This is a genomic window from Comamonas sp. 14P8.1.4 (assembly GCF_057799285.1).
This window is the reverse complement of the sequence record NZ_JBYOKN010000005.1, coordinates 140,934-165,096: the sequence shown is the minus strand read 5'-3', so window position 1 is coordinate 165,096 and position 24,163 is coordinate 140,934. Positions and strand designations below refer to the sequence as shown.

Annotated in this window: 23 protein-coding genes, 1 tRNA gene and 2 pseudogenes; 10 read left to right on the top strand and 16 right to left on the bottom strand. The window is 60.7% G+C overall.

The window, feature by feature from the left end:
- From arsH to phaR, 8 genes and pseudogenes are all read right to left on the bottom strand, one after another.
- A partial coding sequence (gene arsH / locus AC27VO_RS11140) for an arsenical resistance protein ArsH (RefSeq protein WP_488666787.1) occupies positions 1 to 647 on the bottom strand: 647 nt, incomplete at its 3' end.
- A gap of 183 nt (positions 648 to 830) precedes the next feature.
- A pseudogene (locus AC27VO_RS11135) lies at positions 831 to 1,058 on the bottom strand (ArsC/Spx/MgsR family protein); the annotation flags it as partial.
- Between the two features lie 63 nt (positions 1,059 to 1,121).
- Positions 1,122 to 1,285 (bottom strand): annotated as a pseudogene (locus tag AC27VO_RS11130) (arsenical-resistance protein); the annotation flags it as partial.
- Positions 1,286 to 1,299: 14 nt separating this feature from the next.
- Positions 1,300 to 1,647: an ArsR/SmtB family transcription factor gene (locus tag AC27VO_RS11125; protein WP_488666780.1), complete on the bottom strand. Its 348-nt coding sequence runs from the start codon at positions 1,645 to 1,647 to the stop codon at positions 1,300 to 1,302.
- 404 nt (positions 1,648 to 2,051) lie between these two features.
- On the bottom strand, positions 2,052 to 2,609 hold the full coding sequence (locus AC27VO_RS11120; RefSeq protein ID WP_488666779.1) for an HdeD family acid-resistance protein: 558 nt from the start codon (positions 2,607 to 2,609) through the stop codon (positions 2,052 to 2,054).
- A 331-nt stretch (positions 2,610 to 2,940) separates the two neighbouring features.
- Entirely contained in the window at positions 2,941 to 4,326 is a 1,386-nt protein-coding gene (gene rimO / locus AC27VO_RS11115) for a 30S ribosomal protein S12 methylthiotransferase RimO (RefSeq protein WP_488666778.1), read from the bottom strand.
- 131 nt (positions 4,327 to 4,457) lie between these two features.
- A complete protein-coding gene (locus tag AC27VO_RS11110; RefSeq protein ID WP_488666777.1) occupies positions 4,458 to 4,841 on the bottom strand; it encodes a BLUF domain-containing protein in 384 nt (127 codons plus the stop codon).
- Between the two features lie 134 nt (positions 4,842 to 4,975).
- Positions 4,976 to 5,485: a polyhydroxyalkanoate synthesis repressor PhaR gene (gene phaR / locus AC27VO_RS11105; protein ID WP_488666776.1), complete on the bottom strand. Its 510-nt coding sequence runs from the start codon at positions 5,483 to 5,485 to the stop codon at positions 4,976 to 4,978.
- A 324-nt stretch (positions 5,486 to 5,809) separates the two neighbouring features.
- Here phaR and AC27VO_RS11100 point away from each other — a divergent pair, with 324 nt between their 5' ends.
- The 3 genes from AC27VO_RS11100 (at position 5,810) to AC27VO_RS11090 (ending at position 8,610) form a co-directional block, all read left to right on the top strand.
- Positions 5,810 to 6,355, top strand: coding sequence for a hypothetical protein (locus AC27VO_RS11100; RefSeq protein ID WP_488666775.1), 546 nt, complete (start codon positions 5,810 to 5,812; stop codon positions 6,353 to 6,355).
- 103 nt (positions 6,356 to 6,458) lie between these two features.
- Positions 6,459 to 7,451 carry an MBL fold metallo-hydrolase gene (locus AC27VO_RS11095; RefSeq protein WP_488666774.1) on the top strand — a complete coding sequence of 331 codons (993 nt, stop codon included), beginning with the start codon at positions 6,459 to 6,461 and terminating at the stop codon, positions 7,449 to 7,451.
- 130 nt (positions 7,452 to 7,581) lie between these two features.
- Positions 7,582 to 8,610: a c-type cytochrome gene (locus tag AC27VO_RS11090; RefSeq protein WP_488666773.1), complete on the top strand. Its 1,029-nt coding sequence runs from the start codon at positions 7,582 to 7,584 to the stop codon at positions 8,608 to 8,610.
- A 120-nt stretch (positions 8,611 to 8,730) separates the two neighbouring features.
- On the opposite strand, the gene AC27VO_RS11085 is transcribed toward AC27VO_RS11090, so the two are convergent.
- Both AC27VO_RS11085 and AC27VO_RS11080 read right to left on the bottom strand, forming a co-directional pair.
- Positions 8,731 to 9,378 carry a response regulator transcription factor gene (locus AC27VO_RS11085; protein WP_488666772.1) on the bottom strand — a complete coding sequence of 216 codons (648 nt, stop codon included), beginning with the start codon at positions 9,376 to 9,378 and terminating at the stop codon, positions 8,731 to 8,733.
- A gap of 26 nt (positions 9,379 to 9,404) precedes the next feature.
- Complete coding sequence (locus tag AC27VO_RS11080; protein ID WP_488666771.1) at positions 9,405 to 11,303, bottom strand: sensor histidine kinase; 1,899 nt, start codon at positions 11,301 to 11,303, stop codon at positions 9,405 to 9,407.
- Positions 11,304 to 11,597: 294 nt separating this feature from the next.
- On the opposite strand from AC27VO_RS11080, the gene AC27VO_RS11075 reads away from it, so the two are divergent.
- Together AC27VO_RS11075 and AC27VO_RS11070 are read left to right on the top strand one after the other, a co-directional pair.
- A complete protein-coding gene (locus AC27VO_RS11075) occupies positions 11,598 to 11,735 on the top strand; it encodes a hypothetical protein (protein WP_488666770.1) in 138 nt (45 codons plus the stop codon).
- A gap of 26 nt (positions 11,736 to 11,761) precedes the next feature.
- Complete coding sequence (locus AC27VO_RS11070; protein ID WP_488666769.1) at positions 11,762 to 11,932, top strand: hypothetical protein; 171 nt, start codon at positions 11,762 to 11,764, stop codon at positions 11,930 to 11,932.
- A gap of 35 nt (positions 11,933 to 11,967) precedes the next feature.
- On the opposite strand, the gene AC27VO_RS11065 is transcribed toward AC27VO_RS11070, so the two are convergent.
- Both AC27VO_RS11065 and AC27VO_RS11060 read right to left on the bottom strand, forming a co-directional pair.
- Positions 11,968 to 13,434, bottom strand: coding sequence for a sensor histidine kinase (locus tag AC27VO_RS11065; RefSeq protein WP_488666768.1), 1,467 nt, complete (start codon positions 13,432 to 13,434; stop codon positions 11,968 to 11,970).
- Complete coding sequence (locus AC27VO_RS11060) at positions 13,431 to 14,102, bottom strand: winged helix-turn-helix domain-containing protein (protein ID WP_488666767.1); 672 nt, start codon at positions 14,100 to 14,102, stop codon at positions 13,431 to 13,433. The genes AC27VO_RS11065 and AC27VO_RS11060 overlap by 4 nt, the downstream gene beginning before the upstream one ends.
- A 120-nt stretch (positions 14,103 to 14,222) precedes the next feature.
- Here AC27VO_RS11060 and AC27VO_RS11055 point away from each other — a divergent pair, with 120 nt between their 5' ends.
- Positions 14,223 to 15,983 carry a phosphoethanolamine transferase gene (locus AC27VO_RS11055; RefSeq protein WP_488666766.1) on the top strand — a complete coding sequence of 587 codons (1,761 nt, stop codon included), beginning with the start codon at positions 14,223 to 14,225 and terminating at the stop codon, positions 15,981 to 15,983.
- An 11-nt stretch (positions 15,984 to 15,994) separates the two neighbouring features.
- Positions 15,995 to 16,441 carry a diacylglycerol kinase gene (locus AC27VO_RS11050; RefSeq protein ID WP_488666765.1) on the top strand — a complete coding sequence of 149 codons (447 nt, stop codon included), beginning with the start codon at positions 15,995 to 15,997 and terminating at the stop codon, positions 16,439 to 16,441.
- A gap of 51 nt (positions 16,442 to 16,492) precedes the next feature.
- Here AC27VO_RS11050 and AC27VO_RS11045 read toward each other — a convergent pair.
- The 3 genes from AC27VO_RS11045 to AC27VO_RS11035 all read right to left on the bottom strand — a co-directional run bounded on the left by AC27VO_RS11045 (position 16,493) and on the right by AC27VO_RS11035 (position 19,870).
- Positions 16,493 to 16,569, bottom strand: a tRNA-Val gene (locus AC27VO_RS11045).
- Positions 16,570 to 16,629: 60 nt separating this feature from the next.
- A complete protein-coding gene (locus AC27VO_RS11040; protein ID WP_488666786.1) occupies positions 16,630 to 18,804 on the bottom strand; it encodes a RelA/SpoT family protein in 2,175 nt (724 codons plus the stop codon).
- A 148-nt stretch (positions 18,805 to 18,952) separates the two neighbouring features.
- A complete protein-coding gene (locus AC27VO_RS11035; RefSeq protein ID WP_488666764.1) occupies positions 18,953 to 19,870 on the bottom strand; it encodes an alpha/beta fold hydrolase in 918 nt (305 codons plus the stop codon).
- Positions 19,871 to 19,946: 76 nt separating this feature from the next.
- Between AC27VO_RS11035 and AC27VO_RS11030 the strand changes: the two genes are divergently transcribed.
- Entirely contained in the window at positions 19,947 to 20,729 is a 783-nt protein-coding gene (locus tag AC27VO_RS11030) for a 3-hydroxybutyrate dehydrogenase (RefSeq protein ID WP_488666763.1), read from the top strand.
- Between the two features lie 127 nt (positions 20,730 to 20,856).
- On the opposite strand, the gene AC27VO_RS11025 is transcribed toward AC27VO_RS11030, so the two are convergent.
- On the bottom strand, positions 20,857 to 21,603 hold the full coding sequence (locus AC27VO_RS11025) for an SIMPL domain-containing protein (protein WP_488666762.1): 747 nt from the start codon (positions 21,601 to 21,603) through the stop codon (positions 20,857 to 20,859).
- 206 nt (positions 21,604 to 21,809) lie between these two features.
- On the opposite strand from AC27VO_RS11025, the gene ompR reads away from it, so the two are divergent.
- Complete coding sequence (ompR, locus tag AC27VO_RS11020; protein ID WP_488666761.1) at positions 21,810 to 22,544, top strand: osmolarity response regulator transcription factor OmpR; 735 nt, start codon at positions 21,810 to 21,812, stop codon at positions 22,542 to 22,544.
- Positions 22,545 to 22,615: 71 nt separating this feature from the next.
- Positions 22,616 to 24,070: a sensor histidine kinase gene (locus tag AC27VO_RS11015; RefSeq protein ID WP_488666785.1), complete on the top strand. Its 1,455-nt coding sequence runs from the start codon at positions 22,616 to 22,618 to the stop codon at positions 24,068 to 24,070.
- The last annotated feature ends 93 nt before the right edge of the window (positions 24,071 to 24,163 follow it).

The window sequence follows — 24,163 nt, the reverse complement described above, 5'->3', positions numbered from 1 at the left end:
TGCGCATGCTTTTTAGCCAGGTCTTCTTTGCGCTCGCTGTAGCGGTCCACCAGATAAGGGGCAATGTCACGGGTGAGCAAGGTGAACTTCATCAGCTCCTCCATCACATCGACCACGCGGTCGTAGTAGGGCGATGACTTCATGCGGCCATCTTCTTCGAACTCTTGGTAAGCCTTGGCCACGGAGCTTTGGTTCGGAATAGTGAGCAAGCGCAGCCAACGACCCAAGATGCGCAGTTGGTTCACGGCATTGAACGACTGCGAACCACCACTCACCTGCATGACCGCCAGCGTCTTGCCCTGTGTGGGTCGGACTGCCCCCTCAGAAAGGGGTATCCAGTCAATCTGGCTCTTCATGATGCCGGTCATGGCCCCGTGGCGCTCTGGAGAAGTCCACACCATGCCCTCACACCAGCGCACCAGCTCACGCAGTTCTTTGACTTTGGGGTGGTCCGTGGGCGCAGCATCGGGCTGCGGCAAACCTTCAGGGTGAAAGATGCGCACTTCTGCCCCCATGGCTTCTAGGAGTCTGGCAGCCTCCAACGTAAGCAGCTTGCTGTAGGAGCGCTCACGTAATGAGCCGTACAGCATCAAGATGCGTGGTGCATGATTGCTGCGCACAGGTGCTTTCAGTTGGTGCGCGTCCATGGGCTGAAAAGACGCTGTATCCAGTGCGGGGAAATCCGTGCCTCGTGGCGCTGGACTCGCAGCAGGGCGTGGCTTCACCACTTCTCCATTCTCTTTAGTGAATGGGCCAATCTGTGCATTCGGCAATATGTCCAGCACAGCCTCTGAGGGACGGCACAAACGTACACCCAACGGTGTCACCACGATTGGACGATTCAACAAAATAGGATGCTGGCCGACAAAGTCGAGCAATTGTTCGTCCGTCCATTGCGGGTTGGCCAAATCCAGGGCTGCATAGGGCGTGCCTTTTTGGCGCAGTACATCGCGCACTGTCATGCCCGCGCCGAGGAGCAGCGCTTTGAGTTCTGCACGGCTCGGCGGAGTCTGGAGGTATTCGATGATGTTGGGTTCCACACCGCTTTGACGAATCATGGCGAGGGTGTTACGGGACGTGCCGCAGTTGGGGTTGTGGTAGATGGTGATGTAGGACATAGGTTACGTTTGAGCAGGGCGCCAGGCATTCACCATGGACACCAAAGAGAGCATGACAGGCACCTTCACCAGCACACCCACCACGGTGGCCAGTGCAGCGCCAGAGTGCAAGCGAATAAGGAGATTGCTACAGCAACAGCCCATTCAAAAAAGTTGGAGGCGCCAATCCGACAAGTTAGCTTTATGTGCTTTCAGGCTGTGTACCAGGAGTGCAGCAAGCCGCAACATTTGCTGTGTCGCCATCAGCACCTGCGCAGCAGTTCTCTGTGAGATAGCTCAACAGCGCATTCATCTCGTCATACGCAGCGCGGTAAAACAAATTCCTGCTCACACGTTCTTGGCAGACCAGGCCAGCCTGCATCAGCTCTTTGAGGTGGAATGACAGTGCCGTGGAAGGCACGCTCAGTCGTTCAGAGAGTGCAGAAGGCGTCAGCCCTGGTGCACCCGCCACCACCAGGGCTCGAAACACCCTCAGTCGCACCGAATGGGCCAGTGCAGCCAACGCTTTGATTACTAGGTCTTCGTTCATATTTCAATGATAGCTGAAATATTGAAATATTGAACGTGAGATAACGCGAATGTCTGCGATGGGTCTGCAGCACCAGTTCGCAGCTTAGAAGAGCTGTCGTTCAGGTTGTTTGGTGCACTGCGATGCAGCCAGCTTCCGGTTTGAGGTGAGCAGCGGACGTCTGACCAAGTAGCAGATCAACGTCTGGTATCGGCGGCGGCAGTCACAGGCTTATCAAATCTCAGCGGCAGCAATCAGCCTAAAGCCACCCTTCACCTCCGACCTCGTAACGACAGCCATCACCGCCCCAAGTCAACACCCCACAAAAAAGGAGTTCTGCATTTCTGCAGAACTCCTTTTCTTTAGAAAAAACACCAAATCTGCCTCAAACGCTGATTCCACCAGCGCTGGCAGCTATCAAAATTTCAAGCCGCTTGCTTGACCAGTTTGCGAATACGCAGCGCCGCAAAAATCTGCAGCAGGCCATAAACCAGCGCGCCGACGCCGATCCAGACGACGGCCAGAATCAGGCCCGCCACGGGAAGGAACAGCATCAGGCCACCCAGCACAACGGCCAGCACGCCGCTGAGGATGAGCATCCATTCGTTGTCAATCGCCTTGCGCACACGGATGGCCATGGTGATGCGCATCACGCCGGCAATGATGAGCCAGGCGCCCATGACCATCACAAACGAGGCAGCCATGGACACGGGGTTGATGACAGCCAGCACACCAAACACCAGGGAGATGGCGCCGTAGAGCAGCATCCAGCCCTTGCCCACGGGGGCATCTTGCTTCATGGCGGCAATCACCGTCAGCACCCCTTCGGCGATGGCCAGCACGCCGATGGCCCAGGTCATGCCGGCACCGGCGCGCACGGGGTCAAAGATGGAGACCAAGCCAAACACGATGGAGAAAACACCGAACAGCAAAATCAGCCACCAGCTGCGGCCAACGGTTTGCGGGTCAAGGGGAAAACTCATGCAGCACCTCCGGGTTAAGTGGGCGTAGTTCACGCGCAACCCATTATTGCCAGCAGGCTGGACCGCACAAGTGCTGCAGCGCAGAAAGGCCTGCGCCCCTACAGGGGGCTCTGCCCGTCCCTGCGATGGGTGCGCTGCGGTGCGAACCCCGATCCGCAGCGCCCAACAGCCACACAGCCACACAGCCACACAGGGTGCGGGCGAAAAAAAGGCTTCCCGAGGGAAGCCTTTGGCAACTGCGATCTGCGCGGGCAGCAGGTGGAGTGCGGTTTTTCTAATAAAAACCTGCTAAAACCCTTGCTGTACCTGCGCTAGCAGCTCTATTTTTTGATTAAACCGGAATACCCACCAGATCGTGGCCTTGCGCGGCCAGGATGCGCACGGAGATCAGGTCACCGGTCTTGTAGGTCTTGCTGGCCTTCTCTGGTGGCTGGATGTGCACCACACCGTCGATCTCTGGTGCATCGGCATAGGTACGGCCCACGCCACCCTTTTTGCCCAGGCCCACGGCCTTGTCCACCAGCACCTTCATGACCTGGCCCACGCGGCGCTGCAGGCGCTGGGCGGAGACTTCTTCAGCCACTTCCATGAAGCGGGCACGGCGCGCTTCGCGCACGTCTTCGGGCAGCATGCCGGGCAGATCGTTGGCGGTCGCGCCTTCGACAGGGCTATAGGCAAAGCAGCCTGCACGGTCGATTTCGGCTTCGCGGATGAAGTTGAGCAGGTGCTCAAACTCTTCTTCGGTCTCGCCAGGGAAGCCTGCGATGAAGGTGGAGCGGATCACCAGCTCAGGACAAATCTTGCGCCACTCGCGGATGCGGTCGAGGTTTTTCTCACCGCTGGCGGGGCGCTTCATGCGCTTGAGCACATCGGGGTGGCTGTGCTGCAGCGGCACATCCAGGTAAGGCAAGATTTTGCCTTCGGCCATCAGGGGCAGCACCGCATCTACCGTGGGATAGGGGTAGACGTAGTGCAAACGCACCCAAGCGCCGTGTTGTTGTGCCAGCTTGCCCAGCTCGTCGGCCAGCTCCAGCATGCGGGTCTTGACGGGTTTGCCATCCCAGAAACCGGTGCGGTACTTCACGTCCACGCCATAGGCGGAGGTGTCTTGGCTGATGACCAGCAGCTCTTTGACGCCGCCTTCAAACAGCGCCTTGGCTTCTTTGAGTACATCGCCAATCGGGCGGCTGACCAGGTCGCCGCGCATAGAGGGGATGATGCAGAAGGTGCAGCGGTGGTTGCAGCCTTCGGAGATTTTCAGGTAAGCGTAATGCTTGGGCGTGAGCTTGATACCGGCATCGCCAAAGCTGCCGGGCACCAGATCCACAAACGGGTCGTGGGGCTTGGGCAGGTGGGTGTGCACGGCGTCCATCACCTCTTGCGTGGCGTGGGGGCCAGTGACGGCCAGCACGCTGGGGTGCACTTCGGCCACCATGGTGGCGCCGCCTTCCTTGCCCGCCTTGGCACCCAGGCAACCCGTCACGATCACTTTGCCGTTGGTGGCCAGCGCTTCACCGATGGTGTCCAGGCTTTCCTTGACGGCATCGTCAATGAAGCCGCAGGTGTTGACGATCACCAGATCCGCGCCTTCGAAGGTTTTGGAGGTCTGGTAGCCCTCTGCGCTCAGTTGCGTGAGGATGAGTTCAGAGTCAGTCAGTGCTTTGGGGCAGCCCAAAGACACAAAGCCCACCTTGGGGGCGCTGTATTCGGTTGTCATTGTGTGAATGCGTGTGGGAAGACGGCGCGTATTTCGCGCGGCGGCCACGCGTGGGGACGCGGCAATGGCTCGATTTTAGCCAGCCCTCACTTTTTGTGCCCGCACTTAGGCTTTACACAGCGCTGCAGCGTTCATGCCGTATCAAAACTGCCAGCCAGGCTGAGCACTTTGTCCATGGCCGCGCGCCCCGACAAGGTGATGATCTGCAGCAAGGGCTCGGACTCATCGGTCACGTATGCCATCGACCACTTGGAAAAAAGCCGTGGGCTGTTGTCAAAGCTTTCATGCAGGATGTGCATGTGCTGGTGGCGGGCATCACCGCGTATGCGCGCGACCAGCGCGGCCATGGGGGCGTCGGGTCCCTCCAGGTATTCGCAAAACCGCTGCCCATCAAACATCAGCAAGCCGCTGATGTCATTGGCAGCGGTGAACTTGCGAGCAACTTGCGCAATATTGGCGATGCCCAGAAGTGCATCCGGCCCTGCCAAGCTGCTGTGATAGAGGATGGAGTGCATCGTTCCATTATGGAAAGCACGGCTTGCCATCCAGGGCCCGTTAAGCCACCAAGCCCATGCTGGCGCAACAAAAAGCGGCCTCCAGGGGCCGCTTCAATGGCAAACAGGCTTGCCCACCCAATCCATGCAGGAATTTAGCGCTTGATACCGAATATCCCCATCATTTGCTCAGTCTGCTTTTGCATTTGTTCCTGGATTTTTTGCATCTGATCGGCATAGCCCGCAGGCATCAAGGGGTTGGGCATTTGCATCATCTTGGCCCAGGCATCCACACCGCCCTGCTCGGTCATCTTGGCCTGAAAGTCGGTGAACATCTGCACGTTCTTTTCAATAAAGCTGCCCATGTGGCCCTGCATGGTGTGGCCATAAAAGCGAATGATGTTGGCCAGCATGGCTTCGGTGAACATGGGCGCGCCACCGGCCTCTTCTTCCAGAATGATCTGCAGGAAGATGGAGCGGGTCAGGTCTTCCCCGGATTTGGCATCTTTGACGACGATGTTCTCGCGCTCCATCACCAGCTGTTTGACTTCCGCCAGGGTGATGTAGGTGGAGGTGGCCGTGTCATACAAGCGGCGGTTGGGGTATTTTTTGATGACGCGCTGGTTGCTGGTCGTAGAGGACGATGTATTTTCTTGGGCGGTCATCGGCAAATCTCGTGGCTGAATCAGATGGGAAGGAAGGGTGTGTGCAGGAGCCATTGTAGGAAAGGCTTTTCTTGCCGCAGTGCAGCACTAACCCTAGCCACGCCCCTTGTTCATCTTATAAAAATAAGAGCTTACAGCGCTTGTACAGCAAGCATTTCAGCACTTTTTATGCTTTATCACAAGAGGTGGGCAATCCCCAGCGTTGCGCAGACTGACAGGCGAACAAGCCCTGCACACACAGCCCTGCGCCCAGTGTTCACTCAGGCTTTGCGGTCTAATTTTGTCTATTCGTGCCCTGTGCACACCGACTGGATTTTTCTCGCTATGCCTTTGTTCGACAAGAACACCTGGTACATCCTCAAACACCTGCACCAGAACATTGCGGCGCAGGCTGCCGCACGCATTGAAAACGGCGAGCGCCTGCAGCCCATGGCCTACCTGGTCAGCCCCTCCCCCATCATGGACGGCCAGGCACGCATGCATGTGGCCGAAGTGGCCAGCGATTTCATCGCGCAATTGCTGCTGCAAGACGAAGGTGAGCGCCTGCTGGCCAAATACCTGGCAGATGCCTTGCAAGAAGGCTCCGTCATTCAGCGCCAGATTGACCAGGAGCACGGCATTCAAGCCACCTACACCTTCTGCGTACAAGAGGCCTTGCTGCCCAATGCCGACAGCCAGTCCACCCCGCGCCAGGCGCTGATGGTGCTGCTCAACGGCGCCAACTTTACCTTGCCCATTTTTCACCTGATTCAGGGGCAACCGCGCGGGCCGCGCACCTGCCAGCTGCGGGCCTTTCCTGAGATGGAAGAGATTGAAGCCGTGCAGCACATGCTGCTCACGCGCTCGCCGCACAGCGGCACACTGCACTAAGCGCTGCGGTCACAGGCATTAGGCAAGTTCCCAAGATACAGGCACCCGAAGCCCAGCTACAACAGCGGCATTGCACCAACCGGGAGCCCTGACCGTGCGCCGTATGCTCAAACGTGGAGCCGCTGTTGTGGCGGTCGTGGTGCTGTGCCTGGGCACCGCGGCCCTGGTACAGCTGCAGCGCCACCCGCCCTTGCAGCCGTACCAAGCACTCACTTTGCCGCAGACCCCACCCGTTGCAGGCCAGGTCAGCGTGCGCTTTGCCGGGGTCTCCACCCTGCTATTTGACGATGGTGAAACCGCATGGATCACCGATGGCTTTTTCTCGCGACCCAGTTTCTGGCAAATGCTGCTGCAGCCGATTGCGCCCAACCCCGCACGGGTTGAGCAAGGCCTGCGCGCCATGGGCATTACGCGGCTGAATGCGGTGGTCACCCTGCATGCGCACTACGACCATGCCTTGGATGCCCCGCTGGTGGCCGAGCGCACTGGGGCACGCTTGCTGGGCGATGCATCTACGCTGCAACTGGGCCGTGGCTGGGGCCTGCCGCCTGCGCGCATGCAGGAGGTGCACGCGCAGCAAGCGCTGCGCCTGGGCCAATTCACCCTGCACTTCATCCCCAGCCGGCACAGCCCAACCCCCTTCAGCGATGGACAAAGCACCGAGACCATCGCCACCCCCATCACCCCGCCCCAGCGCGCACCCACCTGGCGTGAGGGACAGGTGTGGTCTTTGCTGGTGCAGCACGACAGCGGTGGAAGCTGGCTGGTGCAAGGCAGTGCGGGCTATGTGCCCGGCGCATTGCGCCATCTGCATGCAGACACGGTGTTTTTGGGCGTGGGCACGCTGGGCAAAAAAGATGCGGCCTACCGCGGTGCACTGTGGCAAGAGACGGTGCTGGCCGTTGGTGCGCGCCAGGTCATACCCATCCACTGGGATGACTTCTGGCGCCCGCTGGACGAGGCCGAGCAGGCCATGCCCTATCTGTTTGACGACTTTGCCAGCACCCTGCAAGACCTGCAGGCGCGCGCCGCGCAGGCTGGCATTCAGCTGCGACTGGCACCCCGCCTGCTGCCGTTTGCACCGCTGGCCAACTAGTCCCCCGGCATTCACCAGCGCCAAGGCCTGCGCCTGTCCATAGCCTGTTTAGGCTATGGCACTAGCCCAATCTGTGACTTATCTGCGTGCTCCTTTTTTTCTAGTATTTCAGTGAAAGAGGAGAAGCACGATGAAGTACAAAATGTCTACCCTGTCCTTGCTGGCACTGACCAGCCTGCTGTGCGCTGCCGCCAGCCACGCCGCCGACGCCCCTGCTGTGGTGGATCTGGTGGGCCGGGCCGTGCCCGATGTGGCCAAGCTGCCCGAGGGACATTACAAAAAAATGGTCAGCTACGGCCAGGAGCTGACCAACCGCACCTTCGCCTACATTGGCCCGGAGGTGAAAGACCAGTCCATGCGCTTTGCGGGTAACAACCTGGCCTGCGCCAGTTGCCACCAGCAAGGTGCGACCAAACCGTTTGCCATGCCCTGGCAAGGGGTGAGTGCCACTTTCCCCCAGTACCGTGGCCGCGAAGATGCTGTGAGCACCGTGGAAGAGCGCGTCAACGGTTGCATGGAGCGCAGCATGAGCGGGCGCACACTGCCGCTGGATTCCGAAGAGATGAAGGCCTTTGTGACCTACATCCACTTCCTGGGTCAGGGGGTTCCGCTGGCAGCCGACGTCAAGGGCCAGGGCATGGTGCAAAGCAAGATGCCCAACCGCCGTGCCGATGTGGCCACAGGTGGCAAGGTGTATGAAGCCAAGTGCGCCGTCTGCCACGGCCCAGATGGTCAAGGCCAGCGCCTGGGCCAGGTGGGTGATGCCCAGGGTTATGCCTTCCCGCCACTGTGGGGACCAGACAGCTTCAACGATGGCGCAGGCATGAACCGCATGACCATGGCCACCCGCTTTATCCAGCACAACATGCCGCTGGGCGCGCAACACGACGCCCCGCAACTGTCTGCCGATGAAGCTTATGACGTGGCGGCCTTCATGCTGTCCAAGCCCCGCCCCAAGAAGGCGAACCTGGAGGCCGACTTCCCTGCCCGCTTCAACAAACCGATTGATGCGGCCTTCCCGCCCTACATGCTGGGTGCAGACTCGGACCAGCACCGCTATGGTCCCTTCCCGCCCCTGGCGGAAAAGCTCAAGCAGATGGCCCCGCGCATCAAGGCAGAAACCGAAGCGGCCAAGCAGGCGGCCAGCGCCAAACCTTAAGGAGCGACGGGCTGCACGTGGCCCCTGAGGGGCACCACCGGCAGCTTGCGCACTCGAGGCACCATGTATGTATGACAGAGCTTGGGCACGCCACACTGGCGTGCCATTTTTTTTAGAGCGCTAAGCGTCCAGGCACAGCGCATCCACGCGCAGCAGCAAGCGCGCAAGATCCGCCGCATGGGCAGAGCCCAGCTTCTCAGTGATGCGCTGGCGGTGGACATGTACCGTGTTGTCGCTGATGCCCAGCGCACGCGCCACTTCCTTGTTGCTCAAGCCCTTGGCCACCCACACCGCCACGTCGTATTCCCGCAGGGACAGCTTGTCCACCATTTCGCGCGCGCCCTGGGCGCGTTGCTGCTGCTGCCAGCGCTCACGCGACAGTTGCACGGCGTGGTTCAGCGCATCCAGCAAGTCATGTTCCTTGAACGGCTTTTGCAGAAAGTGCACCGCCCCGGCGCGCATGGCCTGCACGGCCTGTTCCACATCGCCGTGGCCGGTCATGAAGACCAGCGGCAGCGCCATCTGCGCGGCATTCAGACGACGCTGCAGCTCCAGGCCGCTCATGCGCGGCATGCGGATATCGCTCAGGATGCAGCAGCCCTGCGCCACCAGGTTGGGGGCGCTGGCCAGAAACGTCTGCGCGCAGCCGTAGCCATGCACGGAAAAACCCAGTCCTTCCACCATGAACAGCAGCGAGCGCAGGAACGGTGCATCGTCATCCAGCACATGGATGACCGGGAGTTCGGGGAAAGCATTCATGGATTTCATAGCTATCAGCGCTTGGTAGACCTGCGTTAGCAGCTGTTTTTATTCATATTCAAAGCAGCCGTCTGCATCTGCGTCTGTGACACCGACGCTGGCACCGCCAGTGGCAAGACCAGCTCCATGCACAAACCAGCGCCGTCGCTGCGCGCTTGCGCCTGCAGGTGGCCGCCGTGCAGCTCGGCAATGTTGCGGCTAATGGACAGACCCAGACCCAGCCCATCGGGTTTGGTGGTGAAAAACGGCTCGAACAATTGCGCCAGACCTTCGGGCGGCATGGTGGGCCCTTGGTCGCACACGGACAGCACCAGCAGCCCCGCCTCAGGCCCCGGTGACAGAGACACCAACACGGGCCGGTGCAGGCAGTGCGCGGCACGGTGCAGATCCTGGGCGTTCTGCAGCAGATTCAGCAACACCTGCTGCACCTGCAGCGCATCCATCTGCACCTGCGCGGTGTGCAAGCCCTTGGCACACATCAGCTGCACCTTCACAGCCTGGGCCGAGTTGGCGGCCGTCGCTTGAAACAGGGCCACGGTCTCGCACACCCAGGGCCACAGCACTGCAGCTTGCTGCACAGACACGCGTTTGCGTGCCAGCGCGCGCACGCTCTCCAGCACGCGCTGGGTGCGGCTGACGGCCTCGTCCATGGCCTCCAATGCCCCGCTCAATTGCTCGGGCTGCAAGCGCCCTTCCTGGTTGCGGCGACGCAGCCCCCCCACGTAGTTGGACAGGCTGGCCAGGGGGTGGCTGATTTCATGCGCTAAGGTGGCTGACAGCTCACCCAGCACCGACAGGCGACCCATGTGGTCCATTTTTTCGCGGGCCTGCGCCATTTGCTGCGCCAGGCCATCGCGCTCTTGCTGGCTGCGCACCAGCGCCACGGTGCGGCGTTTGACCAGAGTCTCCACATGCAGCAGGTAGGCCACTGTGGCCAGCACCAGCAGCAGCGCCGCCCAGCCCCAATAGCGGTATTGCCACAGCCATTCACGCAGCGTGGCGGGCACCGGTGCATAGGGCGCGATCTGCAAGGTGTGCAGCACCTCATGCACCGATTGGTAGTCGGCGGGCACCGTCCAGCGCACCTCGGCCTGGGCGTTGACACTGCTGTGCATCAGCACGGCCACCAACACATCATGGGCCATGGCCTGGGGCGTTCCCGGCAACGCTGCCAGTGCCCAGCCTGGGTAAAGCGGCGAAGACGACTGGCAATGCTCTGCCCAGACCGCAGGCCCCTGCAGCGGAGGCAGTACGCGGTAGTCACGCGCAGAGACTTCACCATGCGCCACCATCTGCTCGAGCATGCACACCCGCAAAATGGCCGCTTGCGCACTGCCGTCACGCACAGCATGCAGGGCACGTTCCATGGAATAGCCGGTGAACTGCATCTGCATGTCGGATGTGGTGTCCAGCCCCTGCTGCTTCCACTGTGCGGCCATCACCTGGTAGCCGCCGAAGGCATCCGGGGCCACGGCCGCAATGGTCTGGCCTTTCAAGTCATGCAGGCTGCGCCAGGGGCTGTCGGCCGCCACCACCACTGCAGACCCGACGGCATGCGCTGCATCGCTGCCCCGACGAGACAACTGAGAGGCCAGGCGCACCGCACCCTGGCGCGCCTCCAGTGCCACATAGTGGCCCGGGCTGCTCACCACCAGTTGCAGCTGCCCGTCTGCAGCGGCGCGCTGCAAGGCTTCCCAGCGCAAGGGGCGCACCTGCACCTGCAAATGCGGCACAGCGCTGCGCCACTGGTCCACCCAATGCTCCCATTGCTGGACCTCATCGGCACGGTCCTGAATGATTTGCACCCCGATAGTCACCCGCGTTGGGGGCGGCACCACGCTGGCCGCGCTGACCAGGCACGGCAGCGCCAAGCCGATGGCCAGCCATTTCCCCCAAACATTGGCATCCCTGCCGTGCGCTGTGTTGTGCCCCATGCCTGCATTGTCGAAAGCCAGGCACCGCTGCACAGCCCTCAGCGCTCTGCAGGTTCGTCTAAACCGCCATGCCTTGAGGCATATCAAGCCTGGAGCCCCTCCAGCGCCAGCGGCTTCAGCACGCTCAAAACCCTGACAGCAAGGCAGTTTTCATCCCCAACCCGTGTCAGACAAACACAGTGCAACGACGCACGGCTGTGACAGACGGACTCCTACAAGCCCCCCAAGCAGCAAGCGCACACTGACATTCAGGCCATTGGCCTGTTTTGCTTCCTACCTTTGAAGGAGTCACTCATGGCACACCCATCACGTCATTCAGCCAGCCCCCAGCAGGGTCAAGACAAGGCTGCCAAGGAAAAGCAGCAACAGCAGCAAGCCCCGAACCCACAGCAGGCGGGGCAGCCCAAAACCAAGCCGCAACAGCAGCGCTGAGCGGTGCACATTGAAAGGTGCCCTTCATGGAACACCTCCCCTCCCAGAAACCCCGCGTGTATGCACGCAAACAAGCCTGGCCGCTGCAAATCGGGCAGCCACTGACAGAGCCCAAATACAGCCAGCAGCAGTCCAAGTGCAACAAGCGGCAAATTGGCTCAGAACCCAAGCCTTCTGACCATGAGCAAATGCACTGAAGCCCGCAACCCCGACCCGCCTTAGCGGGTCTTTTTCATGGCGCCTCCGTTTGCTGCTGCAGGGTCAGCCGGTCATTGAAGGCCTGCGTGAAACGCAGCGCCACCTCCAGCCCATGCGGCATACCCGCTGGCGGCGAAGTCAGTACCAGCTGTGCTCCGTGTTTGGCCGCAATGGTCTGCACAATCGACATGCCCAGCCCATAACCGATATGCTGCCGGTCCATGCGTGCATGCCTTTGCTGGATCGTCTGCAGCTGCGCTGCTGTCAATCCTGCACCGCTATCGCGCACCAGCAACGCCGCTTGTGGCGCGGCTTGCACCTGCAGGACCACCATGCCATCACTGTGCCGCAATGCGTTGTCGATCAGGTTGCGCAAGACAATGCCCAGGCTGTCGATGTCCCCCCACACCCAGACAGCGTCCTGCAGCTCCGGCGTGACGCAATCCAGGCGTTTTTGCGCCAGGCTTTGCTGCCAGAACTCCTGGGCCACCTGCTCCGCCAGCTGCACCAGATTCACCGCAGCGAAATGCGCACGGTCCCCCCCTTCGGCGCGTGACAGCTGTAGCAAACGCTCGGTGCGGTGACTCAAGACCTCCAGTGACTGCAGGGCGGCTTTCACCACCTCCACCGGCACTGCGCCAGGGGGTGTACCGGCCGCCTGGTTTTCGCCGTGTGCCGCTTGATCGATGGCCGTATGCAGGCGCAAGCGCACATCGGCCAGTGGGGTGCGCAATTCATGTGCGGCATTGGCCGCCAAAGAGCGCTCTACATTCAGCGCTTCGCCCAAGCGCTCCAGCAGCTGGTTCACGCCCTCACCCACCGTGCTCAGCTCCAACGGCATGCCCGCCAAAGACAGTGGCTGCAAATTGCGCCCACTACGCGCCGTAATTTGTGCCTGCAGCAAGCCCACAAAGCGCAGCTCCCTGCGCGCCACTGTGGTGATCAGCCACGCCACCACCGGCAGCATCACCAGCAGCACAACCGACAGACCCGCTACCGTGCGTTGGCTGGTCTCACGCCGCTCTTCCAAGGGGTCCGCCAATTGCAGCCAGACCTGGTATTGAGCGTCATAGAGACTGAACACGCGGTAGTCCGGCGTATCGTAAAAACCCTGCTGCAACGGCACCGCGAAAGGCGATGCAGGCGTGGCCTTGCTTCTCAGCAGCACCTGCCCTGTGACGCTGCGCAGTTGCAGCAGCAAAGGCTCGGAATGGTCAGAGCACGGCAGCTCCCCCATGACCTGCGGATCACCGCTGCCTGCCGCTGCCAGCGCTGCACCGATGTTGGGTTGCGGCTGTCCCATCTGCAACTCCAGCAAAGCGGGATAGAGCTGCCGGTGGGCACTCTCCACCAGCTCCACATCAAAATTTTCTTGAATCTGGTGGTCCACATACCAGGCCACCAAGCCGGTGCCTAGCAGCCAGACGGCCAGCACGGCCGTGGTTAACGCCCGCCCCAGGCGTTGCACCAGACTCAGGGAAGTAGAAGCCTGCCGACTCATTGCACCACCAGGCGGTAGCCTGTTCCACGCACTGTCTCAATCAGCATGCTGCCCAGCTTGCGGCGCAAACGGCTGATGAACACTTCCAGGGTATTGCTGTCGCTGCTGTCATCCCATTGGTACAGCGCTTCTTGCAAGCGCTCACGTGTAAAGATTTGCCCGGGCCTGCTGGCCAGCACGCGCAAAAGCGCCCACTCCTTGGGGGTCAAGACAATGGGCAGCATGCCTTTGCGTACAGACTCTCGGGCCAGATCAATCGCAATATCACCGCACTGCAAGACCGAGCTATTCTGAGCCCCGCGGCGGCGCTCAATCGCACGCAAACGCGCTAGCAGCTCTTCAGGGTCATAAGGCTTTACCAGGTAATCATCAGCACCCGCATCCAGACCGCGAATACGGTCACTGACCTGATCACGCGCCGTCACCACCATGACCGTCGGGCGCACATCCGTGCCACTGGCATTGCCATTGAGCACCGGGAGCAAGCTCAGGCCTTCACCATCCGGCAAATTCAAGTCCAGCAGCACCGCGGCGTAATGCATGGTGGCTGCGAAGGCACGCGCCTGCTGCAAGTTTTGCGCCCAATCCACGCTGAACTGCTTGCTCTTGAGGTAGCCCAGTACCGCCTGCCCCAAAGACAGATCATCTTCCACCAAAAGAATTCGCAATTTCGCTCTCCTCCCAATCAAGCCTGCAGTGTAGAACTGCGCCACCACCGCCGCCAAGCTGAACAAAGCCTGAACAGGCCCTTCAGGGGAAATTCATGCACGCTTCCTACAGTGCGATGCATGTCTGAATCGCACACGCTTTCTTCGCCCCATGCCAGCAGCCCCAGCACGGCACCGCATAGACCCCGCTTCCCGCGCTACCCCATCAGTCCACGCTGGGCGGCATGGCTGTTGGCCATCTGGTGCGTACTCGGCCTCAATCAGGCCTGGTGGCACAAACTGTCTGAGCTGGCCAGTGAACAAGCCCTCAGCCCTTGGCAGCAAGTGCTGACGGCACTCGTTCTGGCTGCGGCCTGCTATCTGTGGTTCATGCTGCTGTCCTGGCCCAAAGTGCGCCGCATCGGCTGGAGCATGACACTGCTGGTGGCGGCATCGGTTCAGTACTTCATGCTGCACTACGGCATCGTCATGGACAGCAGCATGGTGCGCAACACACTGCAAACCAACACCAGCGAAGGCTTGGCTTTGCTCACCAGTGGTTTGCTGCTGCATGTGGCCGTGTATGCAGGGTTGCCCATTGCCGTGCTCTACGCGGGCATTCAACTCAAGCCCACGGCTTGGAAACGTAACCTGTGGCGCTCTGGCGCGCTGGTGCTGGCAAGCTTGGGCATGGTGATTGGAGGCGGGCTGCTGCTGTACAAGCCTATGGCGCCGCTGGTGCGCAATCACACGGAAATTCGCTACCTCATCAATCCGCTGGCCAGCATTGTTTCGTTCAGCAGTGTCACGCTCAAGCCCCTGTTCAAGCACCAGCTGGCTTTCAAACGCATCAGCGAAGATGCCAAGCTGGGCAGCAGCTACGCTGGCCATCCGCTGGTGCCCGTGTCCACCACCCATACCGAACACAAGCCACCACTGCTGGTGCTGATCGTCGGCGAAACCACCCGTGCGGATCACTTTGGACTCAATGGCTACCCACGCAACACCGCGCCAGAGATGGAGGCTCGCCATGTGATCAATTGGCGCAATGTGCACTCCTGTGGCACAAATACCCTGGCCTCTGTGCCCTGCATGTTCTCGCACCTGGGCAAGGAAAAATTTGAGTCACGCAACTTTGAGTACGAGAACCTGCTGGACGTGCTGCACACCGCAGGCTTGAATGTCGACTGGCTGGACAACCAAGCAGGCTGCAAAGATGTCTGCAACCGCATCTCGCATGCGCAGGCTGATCAGATCGCCAGCAAAGAGGCCATTCACCGCTGGTGCAAGGACGACGAGTGCCTGGACCAAATCATGGTCACCTTGCTGGACCAGCGGCTCCAAGCGATCAGCCACGGCGGCAATGACCAAGGTGCGGTCTTGGTGCTGCACCAGATGGGCAGCCACGGCCCGGCGTACTACCGCCGCTCTTCCGAACCCAGCAAGCACTTTCAGCCGGAGTGCACCACCCATGTCACCTCCGACTGCAGCCGCAGCCAGCTGGTGAACGTTTATGACAACAGCATGGTGGAGACCGATCTGTTCATCGCGCGCACGATTGACTGGCTCAAGGCCCAGCAAGACACCTATGAAACAGGCCTGATTTATCTGGCAGACCACGGGGAATCCTTGGGTGAAAACGGGCTTTATCTACACGGACTGCCCTATGTGATCGCGCCAGAAACACAAAAACACGTGCCGTGGGTCATGTGGCCAGGGACTTTGCTGGCACGCACACAGGTCAATGAAACCTGTGTGCGCAATCACCTGGATCAGGCGCTGACCCACGATAACTTCTATCACACCGTCTTGGGCCTGATGGATGTGCACAGCAGCAGCTACAACAGCTCGCTCGACGTTCTGCAAAGCTGCAGAACCTCTGCCCCTCTGAAAATCAGCTGAACCTGTCACGCATGATCCAGACACCAACTTCGGGGGGCCCATGTAACCCCGCACATGGCACAGCGCTGAGCCATACCGACCTGCCAGCCAATCCGAAAAAACACCGCACGGGCTTTTCGCGCCTTTGGCATGCCACGCGCTATTCCCTGCAGGGCCTGCGTGCAGCCTGGCATGAAAAAGCCTTCCGCCAAGAGGCCTGTGCCGCAGCCTTGATGCTACCCAGCGCCTTCTGGCTGGGGCAGACTTGGCTGGAGACGCTGGCGCTGATCGCCACGGCCTGCCTGGTCTTGATCGTCGAGCTGCTCAACTCTGGCATCGAAGCCACCGTGGACCGCATTGGCTTGCAGTGGCACGAACTGTCCAAAAAAGCCAAAGACTTTGGCAGCGCAGCAGTGTTGCTCGCACTGCTGTTGTGCGCGGGCACGTGGATCACCGCGCTTTACCGCCACTTCCATTGAAGCAGGCAACAAAAAAGCCCAGTTCTTAGGAAGAACTGGGCTTTGAGTATTTGGTAGGCGCGATTGGATTCGAACCAACGACCCCCACCATGTCAAGGTGGTGCTCTAACCAACTGAGCTACGCGCCTGAAAAATCAGAAGCATCGATTGTAGCATTAATTTTTCAGGCCAAACTCAAGTTTGCAAAATTAGCGTCTGCGCGCAGAACGCACCCCAGCCACGCTGGCCACAATACCCAGCACCTTGTTCAGGCGCCCGGAATCAGAAACCTCCACTGTGAACGTCATCCACGCCGTGCCTTTCACGGACTGCGTCTGCACACCGATCACATTGGTTTTCTCTTTGGCAAACACGTCAGAGATATCGCGCAGCAGGCCCTGGCGGTCGGTCGCCTCCACCGAGACATCCACGGGGTAGACCGCAGCCACCTTCTCTGCCTTGGGCAAGCCCCAGGCCACGTCGATGACACGCTCCTCATTGCGAGCGGCCATTTCACGGAAGTTGCTGCAGTCCGAGCGGTGCACGCTCACGCCCTTGCCCCGCGTGACAAAGCCGCCAATGTCATCCGGCGGTGCGGGTTTGCAGCACTTGGCCAGTTGGGTCATCAGCGAGTCAATGCCCACGACCAGCACGCCCCCTTTATGGGCCGCATTGTTGGCGCGCGGTTTGCGCACCATGGACTGGATGTCTTCTTCGGGCTCTGCAGGCTCGGCTGGGCGCAGCACCACTTCAATGTTGCGCAGGGAATATTCATCCTTGCCCACCACTTCAAACAGCGCATCGGCAGACTTGAAGCCCAGCTGCACCGCCAGATCGTCCAGCTTGATGGCCGTCTTGCCTTCACGCTGCAGCAGTTTTTCTACCGCCTCGCGCCCCCGCGTCACTGTCTCGTTCATGGCCTGGGCATTGAACCAGGCACGCACCTTGGCTTTGGCCCGGTTGCTGACCAAGTAACCCAGCTCAGGGTTGAGCCAGTCGCGCGAAGGGCGGCCTTCCTTGACGGTGGTAATTTCCACCGTCTGCCCACTTTGCAGAGGGGTGTTGAGCGTCACCATGTTGCCGTCCACCCGGGCACCCCGGCAGCGGTGGCCCAAGTTGGTGTGCACCGAGTACGCAAAATCCACCGGCGTCGCGCCCTGGGGCAACTCGATCACGGCAGCATCCGGCGTCAGCACATAGATACGGTCATCAAACAGGCCACGGTGCGAGGGGTTCTCGGACAAATCCTTACCCCAGGCCAGCAGCTGGCGCAGCACAGCAATCTTGGCGTCGTATTCGCCAGTGGCACTGACGCCCGCATACCCCTTGGTGCCTGCTTCCTTGTACGCCCAGTGCGCTGCAACGCCATTTTCAGCATGGTCGTGCATGGCTTGCGTGCGGATTTGGATTTCAATCGCCTTGCCCTGCTCATCGCGCACAACGGTATGCAGCGACTGATACCCATTGGGTTTGGGCTTGGCGATGTAGTCATCAAACTCCGACTCAATCGGCTGAAAGTTTTCATGCACCCACGACAGCGCGGTGTAGCAATCCTTGACATTGGGCACCACCACCCGCAGCGCGCGAATATCAAACAGCTGGTCAAAGTTCAGCGACTTGCCGCGCATCTTCTTGATGATGCTGTAGATGTGCTTGGGCCGCCCCGAGACCGTGGCACTGATGCTGTAGCCACGCAAGCCTGACTCCAGACGTGCGCGCAGCTGCTCCATGTAGACCTCGCGCTCGGCACGTTTCTCGTCAAGCAGCTTGGCAATATTGCGGTAGGTTTCTGGCTCTAGGAAGCGGAACGACAAGTCCTCCAGCTCCCACTTGATCTGCCAGATACCCAAGCGGTTGGCCAAAGGGGCAAACACATGCAGTGCCTCGTAGGCCATGCTGGGAGAGACTGCACGCTTGCTTGCGGCATACCAGCGCAGTGTCTGCAGGCGCGATGCCAAGCGCAGCAACACCACGCGCACATCGCGCGAAAAACCCAGCAGCATCTTGCGCACCGTCTCGGTTTGGGTGGCGGGGTCATCCACGCGGGCGCTGGCATCACCGCCGCGCGCCTGCTGCTGAAAATGCATCAGCTTGGTGGTCTCCACCGCTAGCTCCGCAAAATTAGGGCCGAACGCTTTGGTCAGCACATCCAAAGGCTTGTTCAGGTGCATGCTGGCGTACACCAGATAGCAGGCGGCCTGCATGGCCTCTGAGCCACCAATGCCTTGCAAGATGGCCGCTGTGGCATCTGCGTGGGCCAAGGTGTTTTCACCTGAAGACAGCTCTTCTCCCACGAGCAAAGGCTCGGCGAAGGCGCGCGCGCGGCGCAAGGCATCCACCTGATCCGGAATATTGCCTGCCGTGGCAGCCAGCAAATGGGGCATCTCTACCGCCCCAGGGCGCAGCCCCGTGGGCACCACACCATATTCACCCGTGGTAGGGGGCAATGACGTCACGCTGCGCATACTTGCCCCCCGTGCAGACTCCAGCCCAGCACTTGCGGCGCGTGCGACAGGGTCTTTCGTTCTTTTTTCATTCATCACCCAACAAGAAATTCCGTGCGATGGCCACCTGGTCATCTGCCACAAAAGTGGGGGCATGACCCACACCTTCAAGGTCTATCCATTGTGCAAGAGGTCCACGCGCTTGCATGGCTCGTGCGGTGTTTTGTGTCACCAAATCTGACTGCGTTCCACGAACAAGCAAAGTCTGCGCCCGGATCGCGTCATACAGCGCCCACAGCACCTCCTGACCCTGCTCGGACTGTGCTTGCGTCATGCCCTGCATGGGCTGGGCAATCGCAGGGTCGTAGTGGAGCTGAAAACCACCACCCTGCGCGGGACGCAGCATGGGCTTCGACAGCGCCAGCCACGCCTGCGGCGTATGGGGACCAAAACCTGCCGACAGCAGCTGCAAGGCATCGGCGGCCTGCTGCTCCGTCTCAAAATGCGCAGACTGACCCACATAGGCCGCAATGCGCTGCAGGGCGGGCCACTCCAGCACGGGCCCCACATCGTTGAGCAGCAGCTTGCGCACAGGTACCGGCAACTGCAGCGACGGGTTGCCCGCAATCGCCATGCCAATCAAGCCCCCCATGCTGGTGCCCACCCAGTCCAGCACCTGGATCGGCGCCGCCGCATGCACCTGCTGCAGCAAGGCCAGCATATCCAGACTGTATTGCGGCACACCATAGTGCATGGGCTGCGCCAGCCAGTCACTGTGCCCCCGCCCCACCACATCGGGGCAGATGACACGGGCATGCAGACTGAGGGCCCGTGCCAACACATCGAAATCTCGCCCTTGCCTGGTGAGGCCGTGTACGCACACCACCACATGCGGATGCCAGGGGTTGCCCGTCTGGTTCCACTCCCAGTACGCCATGCGGTGCTGTTCAGTGCCATGCCGCGCTGCGCCCGGGCAGGTTACGTAGTTCAGCGTAGGTTCAATCATGGGTGCACAGCCTCATCTGACCGCTGGATAATGCGGTGGATTCCATCCTAATTCATATTTCAGCGGAGACACCAAGATGCTCAAGGGCAAGACAGCGCTGGTCACGGGTTCCACCAGCGGCATTGGTTTAGGGATTGCGCAAGCACTGGCGGCACAGGGCGCGCATATTTTGCTCAATGGCTTTGGCGATGTCGATGCAGCCAAAGCCCAGGTCATGGCCGCAGGCCAGGCCCATGGCATCCAGGTGGACTACCACGGCGCCGACATGAGCCAGCCTGCTGAGATTGCCGCCATGATGGCCTTCGGCGCCGAGCGCTTTGGCCGCCTGGACATTGTGGTGAACAACGCGGGCATTCAGCATGTGGCCCCGATTGAGGACTTCCCTGCCGAAAAGTGGGATGCCATCTTGGCCATCAACCTCAGCAGCGCCTTCCACACCACACGGCTGGCTCTGCCAGCCATGCAAAAGGCCAACTGGGGGCGCATCATCAACGTAGCCTCGGTGCACGGGCTGGTGGCCTCGGCGCAGAAATCGGCCTATGTCGCGGCCAAGCATGGCCTCGTCGGACTGACCAAGGTCACTGCGCTGGAAAATGCCACCACAGGCATTACCTGCAACGCCATTTGCCCGGGCTGGGTGCTCACGCCGCTGGTGCAAAAGCAGGTCGATGCCAAAGCCGCCGCCCAGCACATCAGCGTGGAAGCTGCCACCGCACAATTGCTGGGCGAGAAAGAGCCCTCCCTGCAATTCACCACCCCCGAAGAACTGGGGGCTTTGGCCGTATTCTTTTGCTCTGCCGCCGCCAACAACGTGCGCGGTGTGGCGTGGAATATGGATGGTGGCTGGGCCGCCCAATAAGCCACCCAACCGCCGCGTCCTGGCCCTGCACCCGGCTAACACCCCACAAAAATCCTCTGAAATCTTCAGAGGCTTTTTGGCTTCTAGCCCAATGAATACCAGCGCTAGCAGCTAGCTTTATGAAAGCTTATTGCAATTGCACCGAGCCGGAGACGTTCACCGTCACCTGCTCTTTACCGGCTTCCACCGGCACAGGGTCTGCGGCCTCCATCTTGGACGACATGGCCATGGCCACATTGGCGCGCTGCATGCGCGGGGCGTAGCCACCGTCCTGGGTGTTGACACTGACCTCACGCAAGGTATAGCTGGCAAAGCCAAACTGCTTGGCCAGCTGGCTGGCGCGCTGCTTGAAGTTGTCGATCGCCTGGCTTTGCGCCTGCTCCTGCACCTTCTGGCGCCCTTCCTTGGACAGGCCAAAGCCCATGCCAGACACCGCCATGTCCTTAACCTGCGCTGCCGCCTGGCTGATGCGGGCGAAGTCCTTGCCCTCCAGCACGATCTCGGCGCGCCCTTGCCAGCCCTTGATCTTGCCGTCATTGCCATGGCGCGGGTACACGCCAAAGCTGCCACTGCGCACCTGCATGTCTTGGCCCTGCGCCTGCGGCTTCAGGCTGCGCATGGCCGCATCCACCACCTGCTGCAACTGCTTTTGTACCGCCGTCGCATCACTGCCTTCCCGTGTGGTGGACAGATTCATCTGCAGCCAGTCCTGGTTGACCTCCACATTGCCGGATGCTGACAGCTGCACCACATTGCGCAGTACCTCCGGGCTTTGCGCCTGGGCAGCACCTGCCCCCGCCACGGCACCAGCGATCAACAGCAATACCCCCACGGATTGGCGCAAAAAAGGTGCGCCTGAAACTCGAAGCTGCATAGAAGAATTCCTTTTTTCCATAAAACACGACAGGTGCTTGCAGACACCTCCGAAAGCATGACAGACAAGGGCTATTTGGGGTGACAGGCGTCTCCCTCTTTTTGGCAAGACATGTAACACTGTGTCAAACATCGCCAAAAACGGGAATTTTTCGCGCCAAGCTGGTCAGAATTGGCTCTGTTACAAATTGGACAAGGGGTGAATCCATGGTCACAACCAACAACAATCGCACTGACAAGATCCTGGTCGTAGATGATGACGCACGCATTCGCGACTTGCTGCGCCGCTACCTGACCCAAGAGGGTTTTGAAGTCATGATTGCCGAAGATGGCAAGGCGCTCAACCGCATCTTGCTGCGTGAAACCGTCGATTTGATCGTGCTGGACTTGATGATGCCGGGCGAAGATGGCCTGTCCATCTGCCGCCGCCTGCGCTCTGCCAATGACCGCACGCCCATCATCATGCTCACCGCCAAGGGCGAAGATGTCGACCGCATCGTCGGCCTGGAAGTGGGCGCCGACGACTACCTGGGCAAACCCTTCAACCCCCGCGAACTGCTGGCACGCATTCATGCCGTGCTGCGCCGCCGCCCCCCTGTGGAAGCCCCGGGTGCACCGTCTGGCGACAACGAAACCGTCACCTTCGGCCCCTTCAGCTTTGATCTGGGCACACGCGTGCTGCAAAAAGATGGAGAAGAGCTGCCACTGACGACCGGTGAATTCGCCATGCTCAAGGCACTGGTGCGCCACCCACGCCAGCCGCTGTCGCGTGAAAAACTGGCTTTGCTGGCCCGTGGCCGTGAGTTTGAGCCGTTTGACCGCAGCCTGGACGTGCAAGTCTCGCGCCTGCGCAAGCTGATCGAGGAAGACGCCGCCGCGCCCCGCTACATCCAGACCGTCTGGGGTGTGGGCTACGTGTTCGTACCCGATGGTACGAACTAAGATCACGGCTTTTCCCTGACTCAGACACACAAAGGCGCCTGGTGCGCCCTTTCGCCATGTCCCCCCCCTCTATGCTTGCTGGCAGTCGCAACGGCTCCAGCGATTCCGATGAGACAGGCACACGCTCCCGCGTGGGCCTGAACCTCTTTTGGCGCACGTTCTTCCTGCTGGCACTGCTGCTGCTGGGCAGCATTCTGGCGTGGCTGCAGACCTTGCGTGCGCTGGAGTTTGACCCGCGCACGCTGCAGACCGCGCAGCAGATTGCCTCGCTGGTCAACCTCAGCCGTGCAGCGCTGCAGCACTCGGACGCCATCGCCCGCGTATCGCTGATCAAAACCATGGCCGACCAGGAAGGCGTGCGCATTCAGCCCCGCGAGCCGGAAGACCGCTTTGAAGCATTGGCCCCGACAGAGCTGAACCTGCGCCTGGAAGAGCTGCTGACCTCGCGCCTGGGCGCTGACACCATCCTGGCGCGCAGCGTCAACGGTGAAGCCGGGCTGTGGGTGAGCTTCACCATCGATGAAGACCCCAACTGGCTGCTGCTTGACCAATCGCGCTTCGTCTCCGCCAGTGGCCGCACCTGGCTGATCTGGCTGAGCACCGCCGGTCTGCTGTCGCTGGCCGGCGCGGCCGTCATCGCCCGCCTGATCAACCGCCCGCTCAAACAGCTGAGCTACGCGGCCAACCGCGTGCGCGACGGCGACTTTGCCGCCAGCCGCCTCGATGAAGAGGCCGTGACCAGCGAAATCCGCGAGGTGAACATCGGCTTTAACCGCATGGCCCAAAAGTTGGCCAAGCTGGAGCAAGAGCGCGCCGTCATGCTGGCCGGTATCTCGCACGATCTGCGCACGCCGCTGGCGCGCCTGCGTCTGGAGACCGAGATGAGCGTGCAGGACGATATTGCGCGCGAGCACATGGTCGCCGACATCGTGCAGCTGGACGCCACCATCGACAAATTCCTCGATTACGCCCGTCCCGACCACGTCACGCTGACGGTGGTCAACCTGCACGCCGTGGTGGCCTCATGCGTGTACGCAGTGCAAAACCACCGTGAACTGCAAATTTCCATGTCCATCCCGGACGACATCTACGTGATGGCCGACGAGGTGGAGCTGGCGCGTGTCATCTCCAACCTGCTGGAAAACGCTCGCCGCTACGGCAAGACCGTAGATACCGACACCGCCTACGTCGACATCTCCATCAAAACCCGTGAAAACTGGGTGCTGATGCGCCTGCGCGATCATGGCCCGGGCGTGCCGCCCGAGCAGCTGTCCAGCCTTACGCAGCCCTTCTTCCGCGGCGACTCGGCGCGCACCGCCGCCGCTGGCGCGGGGCTGGGCCTGTCGATCGTGGACAAGACGGTGCAGCGCATGGGTGGTATCTTCTCCATCACCAACGCCAACGCGGGCGGTCTAGCCTCCAACATCCAGCTGCAGCGCGTGACCGATGTACCCGACGGCCAGGACCCGCAGCACCGCCTGCAGCGCCCCCAGGTCAAGCGCCAGCTGCCGCCTGACGCGGTCTGAGCGCCTGGTGCCAAAAACAAAAAGCCCTGCGTGCTGGTGCACCAGGGCTTTTTTCATGGCGGCAAGAAATCAAACAAAAAATGATGCCAGCGC